Source organism: Bradyrhizobium sp. ORS 278 (assembly GCF_000026145.1).
Lineage (GTDB): Bacteria > Pseudomonadota > Alphaproteobacteria > Rhizobiales > Xanthobacteraceae > Bradyrhizobium.
The window spans coordinates 1,117,551-1,131,702 of the sequence record NC_009445.1 but is presented as its reverse complement, the minus strand read 5'-3'; the positions used below and the strand labels follow the sequence as shown (position 1 = coordinate 1,131,702).

At 66.1% G+C, this 14,152-nt stretch carries 11 protein-coding genes; 7 read left to right on the top strand and 4 right to left on the bottom strand.

Annotation, left to right across the window (positions count from 1 at the left end):
• The first annotated feature begins 1 nt into the window (after position 1).
• Positions 2–1,918: an adenylyl-sulfate kinase gene (cysC, locus tag BRADO_RS04965; protein WP_041756111.1), complete on the top strand. Its 1,917-nt coding sequence runs from the start codon at positions 2–4 to the stop codon at positions 1,916–1,918.
• Between the two features lie 231 nt (positions 1,919–2,149).
• Here the strand turns inward: cysC and BRADO_RS04960 are convergent, their stop codons facing one another.
• Positions 2,150–3,163: a cytochrome-c peroxidase gene (locus BRADO_RS04960; protein ID WP_041756110.1), complete on the bottom strand. Its 1,014-nt coding sequence runs from the start codon at positions 3,161–3,163 to the stop codon at positions 2,150–2,152.
• Positions 3,164–3,501: 338 nt separating this feature from the next.
• On the opposite strand from BRADO_RS04960, the gene BRADO_RS04955 reads away from it, so the two are divergent.
• Positions 3,502–4,236, top strand: coding sequence for a hypothetical protein (locus BRADO_RS04955; protein ID WP_011924221.1), 735 nt, complete (start codon positions 3,502–3,504; stop codon positions 4,234–4,236).
• A gap of 1,484 nt (positions 4,237–5,720) precedes the next feature.
• On the top strand, positions 5,721–7,895 hold the full coding sequence (locus tag BRADO_RS04950) for a malate synthase G (protein ID WP_011924220.1): 2,175 nt from the start codon (positions 5,721–5,723) through the stop codon (positions 7,893–7,895).
• 65 nt (positions 7,896–7,960) lie between these two features.
• Here BRADO_RS04950 and BRADO_RS35340 read toward each other — a convergent pair whose 3' ends face one another.
• Positions 7,961–8,116 (bottom strand): Thivi_2564 family membrane protein, encoded by a 156-nt coding sequence (locus BRADO_RS35340; RefSeq protein ID WP_011924219.1) that lies wholly within the window; start codon positions 8,114–8,116, stop codon positions 7,961–7,963.
• 193 nt (positions 8,117–8,309) lie between these two features.
• Between BRADO_RS35340 and BRADO_RS04945 the strand changes: the two genes are divergently transcribed.
• Positions 8,310–10,403 carry a methyl-accepting chemotaxis protein gene (locus tag BRADO_RS04945; RefSeq protein WP_011924218.1) on the top strand — a complete coding sequence of 698 codons (2,094 nt, stop codon included), beginning with the start codon at positions 8,310–8,312 and terminating at the stop codon, positions 10,401–10,403.
• Positions 10,404–10,416: 13 nt separating this feature from the next.
• Here BRADO_RS04945 and BRADO_RS04940 read toward each other — a convergent pair whose 3' ends face one another.
• Together BRADO_RS04940 and BRADO_RS04935 are read right to left on the bottom strand one after the other, a co-directional pair.
• On the bottom strand, positions 10,417–11,082 hold the full coding sequence (locus BRADO_RS04940) for a DUF2865 domain-containing protein (RefSeq protein WP_011924217.1): 666 nt from the start codon (positions 11,080–11,082) through the stop codon (positions 10,417–10,419).
• A gap of 15 nt (positions 11,083–11,097) precedes the next feature.
• Positions 11,098–11,832: a L,D-transpeptidase gene (locus tag BRADO_RS04935; protein WP_041756109.1), complete on the bottom strand. Its 735-nt coding sequence runs from the start codon at positions 11,830–11,832 to the stop codon at positions 11,098–11,100.
• 208 nt (positions 11,833–12,040) lie between these two features.
• Here BRADO_RS04935 and BRADO_RS04930 point away from each other — a divergent pair, with 208 nt between their 5' ends.
• The 3 genes from BRADO_RS04930 (at position 12,041) to BRADO_RS04920 (ending at position 14,148) form a co-directional block, all read left to right on the top strand.
• A complete protein-coding gene (locus BRADO_RS04930; RefSeq protein WP_011924215.1) occupies positions 12,041–13,159 on the top strand; it encodes an AI-2E family transporter in 1,119 nt (372 codons plus the stop codon).
• A gap of 79 nt (positions 13,160–13,238) precedes the next feature.
• The gene (locus tag BRADO_RS04925; RefSeq protein WP_041757312.1) at positions 13,239–13,610 is read left to right on the top strand and encodes a DUF883 family protein; all 372 of its coding nucleotides are present in this window, start codon (positions 13,239–13,241) and stop codon (positions 13,608–13,610) included.
• 94 nt (positions 13,611–13,704) lie between these two features.
• Positions 13,705–14,148, top strand: coding sequence for a hypothetical protein (locus BRADO_RS04920; protein ID WP_011924213.1), 444 nt, complete (start codon positions 13,705–13,707; stop codon positions 14,146–14,148).
• Positions 14,149–14,152 lie beyond the last annotated feature (4 nt).

Below are 14,152 nucleotides of genomic sequence, written 5' to 3'. Positions count from 1 at the left end.
CATGAACATGAGAGTCCCGGCCGCCGCTCCCGCCACGCCGAACGGCACCAGCCGCCCGCAGGTCTCAATCGTCATCGTCGGCCATGTCGATCACGGCAAGTCGACGCTGGTCGGCCGCCTGCTGCATGAGACCGGCAGCCTGCCCGACGGCAAGCTCGAAATGCTGCAGGCCGTCTCGGCCCGCCGCGGCATGCCGTTCGAATGGTCGTTCCTGCTCGACGCGCTGCAGACCGAGCGCGACCAGGGCATCACCATCGACACCACCCAGATCCGCTTCCGCACCAATGCGCGCGAGGTCGTGCTGATCGACGCGCCCGGCCACGCCGAGTTCCTGCGCAACATGATCACCGGCGCATCGCAGGCCGACGGCGCGGTGCTGATCATCGACGCGCTCGAAGGCGTCCGCGACCAGACCCGCCGCCACGGCTATCTCCTGCATCTGCTCGGCGTGAAGCAGGTCGCGGTGGTCGTCAACAAGATGGACCGCGTCGATTTCGGCGAAGCCCGTTTCAATGAGATCAAGGCCGAGATCTCGGCGCATCTCCAGGGCCTCGGCGTCAAGCCGGTCGCTGTGATCCCGATCTCCGCCCGCGACGGCGACGGCGTCGCCGAGCTGACCTCGCGCATCGGCTGGTACAAGGGGCCCACCGTGGTCGAGGCGCTGGACGGGCTGGAGCCGGCCAAGCCGCTGTCGAGCCTGCCGCTGCGCCTGCCGGTACAGGCGATCTACAAGTTCGACGACCGCCGCATCGTCGCCGGCCGCGTCGAGGCCGGTGAATTGCGCACCGGCGACGAGATCGTGATCATGCCGGCTGGCAAGATCGCGAAGATCAAGACCGTCGAGGGCTGGCCGCAGACGCCTGTCACATCAGCGCAAGGCGCCGGACGCTCGGTCGGCATCACGCTCGACCGCGAGCTGTTCATCGAGCGCGGCGACGTCATCGCCCATGTCGGCCGCGAGCCGCAGGCGGCGCGGCGGCTGCATGCCCGCATCTTCTGGCTGCACGATCAGCCGCTCGCTAGGGGGGACAACATTCTGGTGCGGCTCGGCACCCGCGAGGCGCGCGGCAGCGTGGTCGCGATCGAGAAGGCGGTCGATCCCGGCTCGCTGTCGAACGAGGAAAACAATGCGATCGCGCGCAACCATGTCGGCGAGATCGAGATCGCGCTGACCCAGCCGGTCGCCGTCGATCCCTACACCGAGAACGCGCGCACCGGCCGTCTCGTCATCGAGGTGCAGGGCCGCATCGCCGGCGGCGGTCTGGTGCTGTCGATCGCTGCGGGCAAGCGCGCTGCACCCGTCGACATCATTCCGGTGGAGTCCGCGCTGCAGCCGCAGGAGCGCGCCGACCGCTATCGCCACAAGGGCGCGGTGGTCTGGATGACCGGCCTGCCCGGCGCCGGCAAGTCGACCTTGGCGCGGGCGCTGGAGCGGCGGCTGTTCAGCCGCGGCGGCGCCCCCGTGCTGCTCGACGGCGACACCGTGCGCGCCGGCCTCAACAAGGATCTCGGCTTCACGCCGGAGGACCGCGCCGAGAACATCCGCCGCCTCGCCGAGGTCGCGACCCATCTCGCCCGCAACGGCCACATCGCCATCGTCGCCGCGGTGTCGCCGGCGCGCGAGGACCGCGCCGCCGCGCGCCGCATCGCCGGCGACCTGTTCCGCGAGGTCTACGTCGCCACCGCCGCCGAGATCTGCGAGAGCCGCGATCCCAAGGGCCACTACGCCAAGGCCCGCGCCGGCGCGCTGTCGAACTTCACCGGCATCGGCAACGACTACGAGCCGCCACTCGACGCCGAGCTGGTGCTCGACACGGCCACGCGCGGCATCGCCGACGCCACCGATGAGCTGGAAGCGCTGCTGTCGAAAACCGGCGTGCTGTTCGACGACATCGCCGATCTCGGGGCAAATATCTGAGACAGACCGGCGTTCGCCAGCATCGGCGATTGCTCCTGGGGTGAAAGTCTTGCCGTCCCGATGATTGTCATGCTCCGCGAAGGCGGAGCATCCAGTACGCCGTGGCAGACGATATTCGACCGAGGTGTCACGGCGTACTGGATCGTCCGCCTTCGCGGACGATGACAGCCGGGTCTATACGGTCCAATGTGCCAGGACTTTCGAGGCAGTCATCGACCTAACCCGGCACGTTCAGAGCGCCCCGACATACGCCGTGAGATCGTCGAGTTCGGCCTCCGTCGGCAGCCGCGATTCCATCTTCTTGGCGTAGACCTCCCACATCAGCTTGACCGCGTCGCGCAGCGAGGCCGTGCGGCCGTCGTGGAAATAGGGCGCGGTCGACGCCACCGCGCGCAGCGCCGGCACCTTGAACTTGCCGCCGGTGCCGATGTCGTCGCGGCTCTTCTTGTCGAAGGTCGACAGCTGGTGGCAGGTGCCGCAGCCGCCGTCGCCGACATAGAGCTCGAAGCCGCGCTTGACCGCCGGGCTCGCATCGTCGCGCGGGGTGCCGTCCTCTCTGACCTGCCAGTTCGCCGGATAGTTCAGCGTCTTCACATATGCGACCAGCGCCGCGAGGGTCTCCTTCGACGGATCCGGCCCCTTCATGCGGTTGACGATGATGCCGCGGATGCTGTCCTCCAGCGTCGCGGCCTGGCCCTGCCAGCCGAACACCGATCGCTCGCCGACGCCCCACAGGGTCGGCGTATTGCGGCCGTTGGGATCGCCATCGGCGACCGCGTCGAGGCCGACATAGGTCTTGTTGTTGGTATGCCCGGTCGAGAAGTGACAGGTCGCGCAGGAGGCCTTGCTGCCGCCCGACAGGCTGGCATCGTTGAACAGCGCCAGCCCCTTGGCGGCAAGCTCGGCCTCGGAGAGCTGTCCGGGCGGCGTGGCGGCGGCCCCCACCGTTATCGGCTCCGCGGCAGGTGTCTCCGGCGCCGTCGCAGCAGCAACCGGCGGAGTCTTGTGGTTCGGCGTGCGCGGCGCCGCGGCCGCGTGCCTGATCCTGGCTTGATGCGCGGGGGCCGGCGTGGCCACCGCCGTGTGCACCGTCTTCGGCCTCCATGCGGATGCGAGCATCTGCAGCAGGCTGGGCTTGGTCTCGGCCGCATGCATGTAGGGCGCCGTCGACATGTCCGCGGCCAGGGCAGGCAGCGCCAGCAGGCTCAGACAAACAACGGCTGATTTGAGCCCCGCGAACGACATCACCCCGTCTCCCCGCACCCTGTAGATGCGATTAGTTATCGGTAGCCTTTACGTCCGAAGTGGGACTGTGACGCGGCAATGAGTCGGCGCGGGCAAAGCCCGAGTGCTGCAGAGATGTGTCGCGATTGCGGACGACCGGCCTGCGCGACGGCGATCATGGTCGATGCCCGCATGATCTCCCACGCATCAACCTATCAACTGAACAACGTACGAATTAAACATGTGCGCGTGCATGCCACTCCTTGCACAACCTCACTTGCGCGATGACAATCGCTGCGGGGATGGTGGGGACAATGTCTATGGCTAAGAGACTGTTGCGAACGTTGTTGATGGTCGCGATGACGACGATCGTCGGGCGTGAGGCCGCGGCCCAGCCGCCGGCCACGCCGGCGGCCCCGATCGCCGAGTTCGGCACGTTGCCCGATGCGATGATCTTCTATGTCGCGCACGGTCCGCCCGATTCCTGCGGTCCCGGCTGTGCTGATTGGATCGCCGCCGAAGGCACCATCCGGTTCGATACCTTCAAGCGGCTGATCGCGATTCTCGACCGCCAGTCCGGCCGCAAGCTTCCGGTGATCATCAACAGCCGCGGCGACGCCGACCTCGACGTCGCCCTCAGCATGGGCCGCATCCTGCGCGGTCGCGGCCTCGATGCCGGCGTCGGCCGCACCCAGGTGGACGCCTGCCGCGACAAGTCGCAAACCGACTGCCTGACGCTGAAGCGCGCGGGCGGCCCTTTCAACGCGGCGCTCGAGACCTCGCGCGTGCTGTGCGAGACGTCCTGCTTTCTGATCCTGGCCGGCGGCGTCCACCGCAGCCTGCCGCCGGACGCGCGAGTCGAACTCGTCGGCACGGAAATCCGCAACCGGCTGGCCCCCAACGTCTCCGCCGAGCACCGCGCTGGCCTGACCACCTACTACAGTGGACAGGCCCGACTCTATCTGCGCGAGATGGGCATCGACCCCAGCATCCTGGACATCGTCGACCGCAACTGGGCCGATCGCAAACGCCCGACCGACGTGCCGCCTTCGGCGTGGCTCAAGTTCGGCGTGGTGACATCCGGGGCGCTGTAGCGCGCGACCCTCGCGCAAAACGCAGATCTGTAGGGTTGGGCAAAGCGACGCCGAAGGCGGCGCGTGCCCACCGTCCTGCACCGTGCAAGCCCCGGTTTGCACGCCGCTCCCGCGCGGCGCGCGGGCGCGGCTTTGCCCGCCCTACAAACTAATTACGCGGCACAGGCGTTCGTTCGTAGAGGTCGGCCACCCCGCACACCAGGCCGAAGCTAGGAAGCGACAGCTCGTCCCCTGCTTCGAGTGAGATCGATGTCCAACCGCCGCTGCCTCTGAGCTCAAGCATGACCTCCATCCGAGCCACCGCATATCAGCATGGCCGCCGCGATGTATGGGTCCCGGCGCGGAGGCCGGGACGACACCGAGATTGAGGCGTAGGCGTCGTCCCACAGAAGGTGTCGTCCCGGACAAGCCCGGCAACGTGACGCGGTGGCGGGCGCCGATCCGGGATCCATATCCCGTGACGCGGGTTTGAGGCACGTTTCAGCTCATGGCGTCGCCGAGTTGCGCAAGCACCCGCACATCTGCTGCGCGCAAAAGCCGAACTGGCCTGCTCCTCGACCCGATTTCTCCGACGCGTCCGGCAACAGAAATTTCTTTCTTTTTTTCGGAAATCATGTATATCTGTTTGCATCCCGTCCCACACGAGGGACGTTTCGCGACCGTCACGGACGTCGGGTGCGGGATGCGGTGGGCGTCTTGGGCTGCGGTGTGAGCGATCATGCTGGCGGACAGTCCCGAGGCGCACGGCCAAGCCGTGGAGTCCTGGCATCCCGATGCTGATGCCACGCCTGCGACGCGCCAACGCGCTGCGCGGGCAACGGTGACCAGAAAGCCCGGCGCACCGGGGAGACCACGGAGCAACCGTAGAGCCATCGCGCAGGGGAGGCCGGATGTCCGGCTCGTACCTGTGGTGACTGCCGCCTGCATTTTTTTCTGCAGGCGGGCCATGGGTGCAGCCAGCACCCGGCCTTCCCTGCGCCTCTCGTGATCGAGGGGCGGCTGATAGTAAAGCTCGGACGCGAATGCGCGCCGCGAGGACGGGTTCGCATGAGTTATGATTTCGATGAGCGACCATCCCCGTGAGTGCGCCGCCGCATCCCCACCCACAGCCGTCATCGCCCGGCTCGACCGGGCGATCCAGTATTCCAGAGTCGACAGTGAGGCCCACGAGAGGTCGCGGCGTACTGGATCACCCGCTTTCGCGGGTGATGACAGCGGAGGTGATGGCGACAGTTCCGGCGCGGCGGAGGACCCGGGATGACAGCCGTGGATGCGGCGGCAGGATCGCATGCGGCAGGCGCGGGTTGTCCGGAAGCGCCCAGGCCGACCCCGCCGTGCCCCTCCCCCGACCATCTACGATACCCCCTCCCCCCTTCCTTGGCCCCGGCTTTCACGTTAAATGCACTGCACAAGCCGCCGGGAGGCGGCCGTTTCAGCATGCCCAAGACACGCGCAACGCCCTTATTCGAGAGAAACGTCCCATCATGACCCGTATCGACGCCCATGGACTGAAGATCGCCCCCGTCCTGTTCGACTTCATCACCAAGGAGGCGGCGCCGAAGACCGGGATCGATCCGGACGCGTTCTGGGCCGGCGTGGCCGCGATCCTGCGCGATCTCGGGTCCAAAAACCGCGAATTGCTCAAATTCCGCGATACGCTGCAGGACAAGATCGACGCCTGGCACCTCGCCAACAAGGGCAAGGCGTTCGACCTCGGCGCCTACACGGCGTTCTTGAAGGAGATCGGCTACCTCCTGCCGGAGCCCGCGACCCAGAAGGTCGAGACGGCCAACGTTGACGACGAGATCGGCAAGATCTGCGGTCCCCAACTCGTGGTGCCGCTGACCAACGCCCGCTACGCGCTGAATGCGGCCAATGCGCGCTGGGGTTCGCTGTACGACGCCTTCTACGGCACCGACGCCATCCCGCATGATCCGAGCGAGGGCGGAAAGGGCTATAACAAGGCCAGGGGCGACAAGGTGATCGCCAAGGCCAAGGCGTTCCTCGACGCCGCCGCGCCGCTCGCCACCGGCAGCCACACCGACGTCACCGCCTACAGCGTCATTGCTGGGCAACTGTCCGCCAAGCTGAAGAGCGGCAACGCCACTGCACTGAAGAACGCCGGTCAGTTCGCCGGCTACCAGGGCTCGGCCGAGGCGCCGTCCGTGATCCTGCTCGCCAACAATGGCCTGCATGTCGAGGTCGTGATCGACCGCAGCCACGTCATCGGCAAGGACGACCCGGCCGGCGTCTCCGACATGATCCTGGAAGCCGCGGTCTCGACCATCCTCGACATGGAGGACTCGGTCGCCGCCGTCGACGCCGAGGACAAGGTGCTGGTCTATCGCAACACGCTCGGCCTGATGAACGGCACGCTGTCGGCCGATTTCGAGAAGGGCGGCAAGACGCTCACGCGCGCCTTGAACAGCGACCGCAGCTACACGACGCCGTCCGGCGGCACGCTCGCTTTACACGGCCGCAGCCTGCTGCTGATCCGCAACTGCGGACATCACATGTTCACCGACGCCGTGCTCGGCGCCGACGGCGAGGAAATTCCGGAGGGCATTCTCGACGCCGCCGTCACCGGCCTGCTGGCGATCCACGACCTCAAGGGCCACTCCAAGGTCAAGAACAGCCGCACCGGCTCGATTTACATCGTCAAGCCGAAGATGCACGGCCCCGACGAGGTCGCGCTGACGGTCGAGCTGTTCGCGCGCGTCGAAAAGATGCTCGGCCTGCCGGAGAACACCATGAAGGTCGGCATCATGGACGAGGAGCGCCGCACCACGGTCAACCTCAAGGCCTGCATCCAGCAGGCCTCCAAGCGCATCGTGTTCATCAACACCGGCTTCCTCGACCGCACCGGCGACGAGATCCACACCTCGATGGAAGCGGGTCCGATGATCCGCAAGAACGAGATGAAGGCGCAGCCCTGGATCAAGGCCTATGAGGACTGGAACGTCGACATGGGCCTGATCGACGGCCTGCCCGGCCACGCCCAGATCGGCAAGGGCATGTGGGCGGCGCCGGACAAGATGGCGGACATGCTGGCGCAGAAGATCGGCCACCCCTCCGCCGGCGCCACCACTGCCTGGGTGCCGTCGCCGACGGCGGCGACCTTGCATGCCCTGCACTATCACCAGGTCAATGTGAAGGCTCGGCAGGACGAACTGACAAAGGGCGGGCCGCGCGCCAAGCTCGGCGACATCCTCACCATCCCCGTGTCGAACTCGAACTGGGCGCCGGACGACGTCCGCCAGGAGATCGACAACAACTGCCAGGGTATTCTCGGCTACGTCGTGCGCTGGATCGACCAGGGCGTCGGCTGCTCCAAGGTGCCTGATATCCACGATGTCGGCCTGATGGAAGACCGCGCAACGTTGCGCATCTCCAGCCAGCATCTCGCCAACTGGCTGCATCATGGCGTGGTCAGCAAGGACCAGGTGATGGATTCGCTGAAGCGCATGGCGGTGGTGGTGGACAAGCAGAACGCCGGCGATCCGCTGTATCAGCCGATGGCACCATCGTTCGACGGAGTGGCGTTCAAGGCGGCCTGCGACCTGGTGTTCGAAGGCCGGACGCAGCCGAATGGCTATACCGAGTACATCCTCACCGCGCGGCGGCGCGAAGCCAAAGCCAGCGAGACGGCGAAGGCCTGACGACGAAAAGCCCCGGCCGACCGCCGGGGCTTTTTTAGAGCGAATAAAGGTATCATGAAACCTTTTCAGATGACGGCGATGTATTTCAGCAGCGAGATCACGCCGAGCACGATGACGATGACGCGGCAGATCTGCTTGGCCCGGCCGTCGAGCGGCAGGAGGTTGATGAGATAGAGAATGAGAATGACGACGAGGAAGGTGACGAGAGCACTGACGATCATGGAGGACCCCTCTTGCGACGCGTGGACTGCGCTGGCGTTGGCGACCTAACCCGCTCGACGAGGGTTGGTTCCGCAATCGGAACCTCCGAAAGGACTGCGGGACCGTCCGTAGTTCTACCGAGAAATGGAACGCACGAATCTTTACCCATAGGCCGGAAAATTCCTGCGCTTTCAAAGATTCAAGAGACGACCAATGCTGAACCGCCTAACCATCTCCTCGCTGCTGAAGACCGTGATCGTCACGGCTGCCCTGGCCGTGATCGCCCTCTTTTCGCTGAACGCCTGGAGCTCCTGGAGCAGACTGCAATCCGCCCAGCGCATCGCGCGGGTCGCGGAGGTGTCGGGCGTGGTGTTCAAGGCGATGAACAGCATGCGCAGCGACCGCTCGACCACGATCCGGGTGCTGAATGCGGACCAGCTGATGGATGCGGATACCGAGAAATTCGTGCGCGGAGCGCGCGACATCTACGTGCCGGCGCTCAATCGCGCGCTCGAGATGCTGAGGGACATCGAGTTCGCCCAGGCTCCGACGCTGATCGCCGATCTCGACCGGCTCAACAAGATCATCACCGCCGAGCACAGCGAGTTCTGGACCGAGATCGTCAAGCCGAAGGCGGCTCGCCGGACCGGCCTGCCGAAGGAATATAGCGAGACTTTCGACGCGCTGCTGGCGCTGCTCGACAAGATCTCCGGCAATATAGCGGCCAGCGTCAATCACCAGAGCGCGACGGTCGATCAGTTGCTGATGGTCAAGCAGATGGCTTGGCTGATGCGCAACACCGCGGGCGAAGCGTCACTCGTCATCAGCAACGGACTGACGGCAGGCAAGGTGTCCCCGGAATCGGTGCTCGCCTACAACAAGTTTGTCGGTGGCATTGAAACCGCCTGGAAGGCCGTGCAGCTCGCCACCTCCGGCATGGAGATGCCGCCCGCGCTGTCCGCGGCGATGGCGGGCACGGACAAGGCTTATTTCACGCCGGAATATGCCGGCCTGCGCGAACGGTTGATCGCAGCGCTGCAGAAGGGCGAGAAGCCCGAGATGACCGCTTATCAGTGGAGCCCGTTCTCGGTGAACAAGATGACGAGCGCGGTTGCGCTCGCCGAGGCGGCGCTCGATGCTGCCAAGGATCATTCGAGCGCACAGCAGCGTAAGGCGACGGAGTCGCTCATCCTCCAGCTCGTGCTGCTGCTCGCCGCCGTCGTCCTGGGCGGCGCCGCGATGGCGGCGGTGAGCGGCCGGGTGATCCGGCCGCTGCATCGGATGCGCGACGCGATGCTTGCCGTCGCCGGCGGAGACCTGGCCGTCGATACCGGCTATACACAGCGCCAGGACGAGATCGGCGCGCTCGCCAACGCCCTCGAAACGTTCAAGCAACAGGCCCAGGACAAGCTCGCAATCGAGGCCCAGGAGCGCGAGCGCAACGCGGCGACGGCGGCGCGGCAGCGCGCGATCGAGGCCTATGTCGCCGAGTTCGAAGGACTGGTGCGCGACTCGCTGGAGCAACTCGGCCGCGCCTCGACCGACATGCAAGCCACGTCGGCGGGGCTGACCAACGTCTCCCGGCAGACCAATGCGCGCGCCGAGGAGGCTTCGAAAGCGTCCAACGATGCCTCGATGAGCGTGCAGACGGTGGCCTCCGCCGCGGAGGAGCTGAACGCCTCGATCGCCGACATCTCCAAGCAGGCCTCGCATGCCGCGGGGATCGCGAGCCGCGCCGTGGAGCAGGCGCGCATGACCGACGGCACCGTGCAAGGCCTGTCGCAATCGGCCAACCGGATCGGCGAGGTTGTGGGGCTGATCAACAGCATCGCCTCGCAAACCAATCTGCTGGCGCTCAACGCGACCATCGAGGCGGCCCGCGCCGGCGAGGCTGGCAAGGGCTTCGCGGTGGTCGCGTCGGAGGTGAAGACGCTGGCGAGCCAGACCGCGAAGGCGACCGAGGAGATCTCCGAGCAGATCGCCGACATCCAGCGCGTCGCCAATGACGCGATCGACGCGATCCAACGCATCGGAGGCATCATCGGCGAGGTCAACGAGGTCGCCACGGCCATCGCAGCCGCCGTGCAGGAGCAAGGCGCGGCCACGCAGGAGATTTCACGCAGCACCCAGTTCGCCGCCGACGGCACCAAGAACGTGTCCGACAACATCACCGGCGTGAAGTCCGATGCGGATGCGGCAGCGGCGGCGGCCGAGAACGTACGCAATGCCTCAGAGACGCTGGAGAACCAGAGCAGGAGCCTCGGTCATCAGGTCACGGATTTCCTCGGCAAGATCCGCGCGGCCTGAGCGCTGCGCAGGATCATTCCGACGCCACCACCGGCGCGCGCTCATACTTCGCGCGCAGCGCGGCGGGGGCCGGCGAGAAGTTGAGCTCGGCGCTCTTGCGCCCGGCACTGCGGTTGGCGACCTTCAGGCCGTCATCGCTGGCGACGACGTCGCCCTTGCGCAAGGTCGGGTCGTTGTCGATCGATACCTTGGCAAGGCCGAAATGGTCCTTGCCGTTGCAGCTGCAGTTGTCGACGATTTCAGTGCGATACTTGAACGCATTGGGCAACGCGGAATACGACTTGCCGCCCTCGGTCTCGGCATTGTCGATCGAGCTGCCGTAGACGACCTCGGTCTTGGACGCCGGACAGAAGCTATTGCACGTCGCTTCCTTGCTCTGGTCGCCGGTGGCACCGAGCGGGAAGTAGCGTCCGTCACAGGTGCGCACGCACCAGGCGACGCTGCTGCTGCCGCCGCGGTAAGTGACATCGCCGCGCGGGGCAGGCCGCGGGGCCGGCGCCGCCTCGTCGGCGAACGGCATGCGGATGTAAGGCTGCGGCGCTGGCCGCTGCGGCGCATTGAAGCCGCCGAACAGCGCCGAGAAGAAGTCCTGCGCACGGGCGCCGCTTGGCCCGCCCAGGGCGCCGGCGGCAGTGATGGTCGCCACGGCGATGGCTGTGAGGGCCCGTCGGCTGGTCATGATATCACTCCAAGCTTAGTAGACGGCCGCGACCGGCAGCGACATCGCCTGCCGGCCCGACGGCAGCGATGTCACGCGCGAGGCGGCGGCGCGCGCCTGCACGGACGCGGATTTCGGCAGCACCACGACCTTCGTCCCGACCTGCACGCGGCTGAACAAGTCGGACACGTCCTCGTTGGTCAGGCGAATGCAACCGGACGAGACGAACTTGCCGATCGTGGTCGGATCATTGGTGCCGTGAATGCGGTATTCGCTGGAGCCGAGATACATCGCGCGGGCACCGAGCGGATTGCCCGGGCCGCCGGCCATGAAGCGCGGAAGATAGGGCTGGCGCGCGATCATCTGCGCCGGCGGATGCCAGTCGGGCCATTCCGCCTTGCGCGTTACGCTTTGCACGCCCGACCAGGTGAAACCCTCGCGCCCGACGCCCACGCCGTAGCGCAGCGCGCGGCCGCCGCCGAGCACGTAGTACAGATAGGTGTTTCCGGTATCGATGATGATGGTGCCCGGCGCCTCGCGCGTATCGAGGTTGACGATCGTGCGGCGCAGCCGATCCGGCAGCTGACTGTCCTCGTCCTGTCCGGTGAGGGGCGCCGTCGTCTCATCCGGAGGAAACGCCTGCTGCTCCACCGGCGCGTAGCCCAGGCTCTGCGCGCGAGCCGAAGTGAGGCCCAGCACGAGCGCGGCAGCAATCGCGATCATCGATGCCGTGCGCTGCAGGCAGCGCTGGCGGGAAACAAGCCTTGTCATGAGGTGCCCCTGTCGAATGAGCATCGCCGTGCGATGCATGATTGCCACCTCAAACGCGAGATAGGTCGACGTAGTTCCGGCTCGAGAGAGGTCTCGCTGCACAAGTCAAGCGCGACCAACCTCACGTTCGCGCGACGGAACCCGAAGCAGCTTGCCTGGTTGTCGATCGTCAGCCGCGCGGAAAGAACTCCGTCGGGGGAAATCGATGGTGCGTGTACTTCCCACCGAGCGACTGCTCGGGAGCGGCAACGACGGCTCGGCCCTGAATGAGAGCCACCAGGAGCTCCCCCCGGTCATCAAGCGGGCCGAGGTCGTCGCGATCGCGCTCGTCATTCTCACCGTGATCTGCGTGACGAGCGTGCTCTACGTCGCCAGAGGCTTCTTTCTTCCGATCGTCATGGCTTTCGTCGTCGGCACCATGCTGTCCCCAGCCGCCAATCTGCTGGAGCGTTATCGCGTGCCTCGCGGCATCGGGGCAGTGTTGATCGTGATCGCCGTTGCGGCCGGGCTCGCCTTCATCATCGGATTGATCTCGGCCCCGGTGCTCGACTGGACCAACCGGCTCCCGGAGCTCGCGGCGCAGCTCAAGGCCAAGCTGCACGTGTTCGACAAGCCGCTCGCGCTCTGGCACGAGATGCAGACGGCGATCGGCGGCGGCAGCGCTCAGGCTTCCAACACCCTCGAGCTTCCGAAGCTCGACTGGGTGCAACCGACGATCGAGTTTCTCACCCCGACCTTCACCGAATTCATGCTGTTCTTCGCCACGCTGGTCCTGTTCATCGCCAGCTGGCGCGATCTGCGGCGGACGCTGATCATGACGTTCGGCGATCACGAGGCGCGGCTGCGGACGCTGCGTATTCTCAACGAGCTCGAGCTGCATCTCGGCAACTACCTGATGACCGTCACACTGATCAACACCGGCGTAGGTGTCGCGACGGGACTGGCCTGCGCGGTCACCGGCATGCCAAATCCCGCCGGCCTCGGCGCGTTGGCGGCGACGCTGAACTTTGTTCCGATCATCGGCCCCATCGCGATGTTCATGGTGCTGGTGCTCGTCGGCCTGATTGCATTCCCGACCCTGAGCGGCGGCATGGCTGCGCCGCTCATATTCGCCGTGATTACCTTCATGGAGGGTCACTTCGTGACGCCGACCATCATCGGCAGGAGACTCGCGCTCAATGCGCTGGCCGTGTTCATCGCGCTCGCCTTCTGGACATGGCTGTGGGGACCGATGGGCGCCTTCCTTGCCTCGCCGCTGCTGATCGTCGGCCTGATCGTGAAGGAGCACCTGCTACCGGACACTTCGCCGCAACTGCCGGCGGACTAATTCGGTTTCACCCAAGGAACTTCGGCCTCCACGACGCGTTTTGCAGGAGACGCACATCACCTTGCTCCGGGAGCCCTCGATGCCACCCACCGATGGTGAGACCGCCCTGAAGGATCTCACCGACAGCGCCAACTATGAACGCCTGCAGAAGGATGTCCACGCCGTGAAGAACGATATCGCAGCTCTCACCGACCAGATCACCGACGTCCTCAATGCCTTTGCCGGTCAGGCCGGCAAGCAGGCGCGCAGCGGTTACCGCCAGGCCCGCGAGAATGTCGACCAGACTTTTGACGACATGTCCGAGCGCGGCAGTGCCATGCTCGGCGCGGCCCAGGACGCTGCAAGCTCGCTGGAGGAACGGCTCGAAGACGTGATTTCGCAGCGCCCGTTGGCGACGGTCGGTCTCGCGCTCGGCCTGGGATTCCTGCTCGGCGTGTCCTGGAAGCGCTGAGCGCGGTCTCGATCGCTTCAAGCATGATGACGTGTCGGCGCCGCTTTCGGCGCCGATTTGAATTTCGGGTAAGTCGACGAGCCGGAGAAGAGAGATGTTTCAGCGGATCATCGCGGACGTCAAGGAATCGACGGGTCACACGGTCCGGCTGACGTCGCTTGCGCTGGCGGCGGCGATCGGGTTGTTCGTGACGACCTGCTTCCTGTGCGCCGCCGCGTTTGTCGCGGTGTTGCAGCACTACGGCCCGGTTGCAGCGTGCCTGACCGGGGCGGCGATCTTCTTCCTGGTGACGCTGATTGCGGCGATCAGCTACATGATCCGCAAGCGCTCGGTCGCAAAGCATGCGCCGCGGGCCACGGAGACGGCACGATCTGCGGCGCAGTCGCTGCTTGCCGATCCGATGCTATTGGCCAGCGGATTGCAAGTGGTGCGGATGGTCGGGGTGAAACGTCTCATCCCCATTCTCGCGGTCGGCGGGCTGGCTCTGGGGCTGCTCGCCCGTCAGCAGATGTCAGAGGAAGCAGAGCCGGCGGAATAGCGCG

What these genes read in the sequence shown, in the direction of transcription:
- BRADO_RS04940 (WP_011924217.1), bottom strand. Translation starts at nt 11,082, where the DNA reads ATGACCAGCCGACGGGCCCTCACAGCCATCGCCGTGGCGACCATCACT.
- BRADO_RS04955 (WP_011924221.1), top strand. Translation starts at nt 3,502, where the DNA reads ATGACGACGATCGTCGGGCGTGAGGCCGCGGCCCAGCCGCCGGCCACG.
- BRADO_RS04950 (WP_011924220.1), top strand. Translation starts at nt 5,721, where the DNA reads ATGACCCGTATCGACGCCCATGGACTGAAGATCGCCCCCGTCCTGTTC.
- BRADO_RS04960 (WP_041756110.1), bottom strand. Translation starts at nt 3,163, where the DNA reads ATGTCGTTCGCGGGGCTCAAATCAGCCGTTGTTTGTCTGAGCCTGCTG.
- cysC (WP_041756111.1), top strand. Translation starts at nt 2, where the DNA reads ATGAACATGAGAGTCCCGGCCGCCGCTCCCGCCACGCCGAACGGCACC.
- BRADO_RS04925 (WP_041757312.1), top strand. Translation starts at nt 13,239, where the DNA reads ATGCCACCCACCGATGGTGAGACCGCCCTGAAGGATCTCACCGACAGC.
- BRADO_RS04945 (WP_011924218.1), top strand. Translation starts at nt 8,310, where the DNA reads ATGCTGAACCGCCTAACCATCTCCTCGCTGCTGAAGACCGTGATCGTC.
- BRADO_RS35340 (WP_011924219.1), bottom strand. Translation starts at nt 8,116, where the DNA reads ATGATCGTCAGTGCTCTCGTCACCTTCCTCGTCGTCATTCTCATTCTC.
- BRADO_RS04935 (WP_041756109.1), bottom strand. Translation starts at nt 11,832, where the DNA reads ATGACAAGGCTTGTTTCCCGCCAGCGCTGCCTGCAGCGCACGGCATCG.
- BRADO_RS04920 (WP_011924213.1), top strand. Translation starts at nt 13,705, where the DNA reads ATGTTTCAGCGGATCATCGCGGACGTCAAGGAATCGACGGGTCACACG.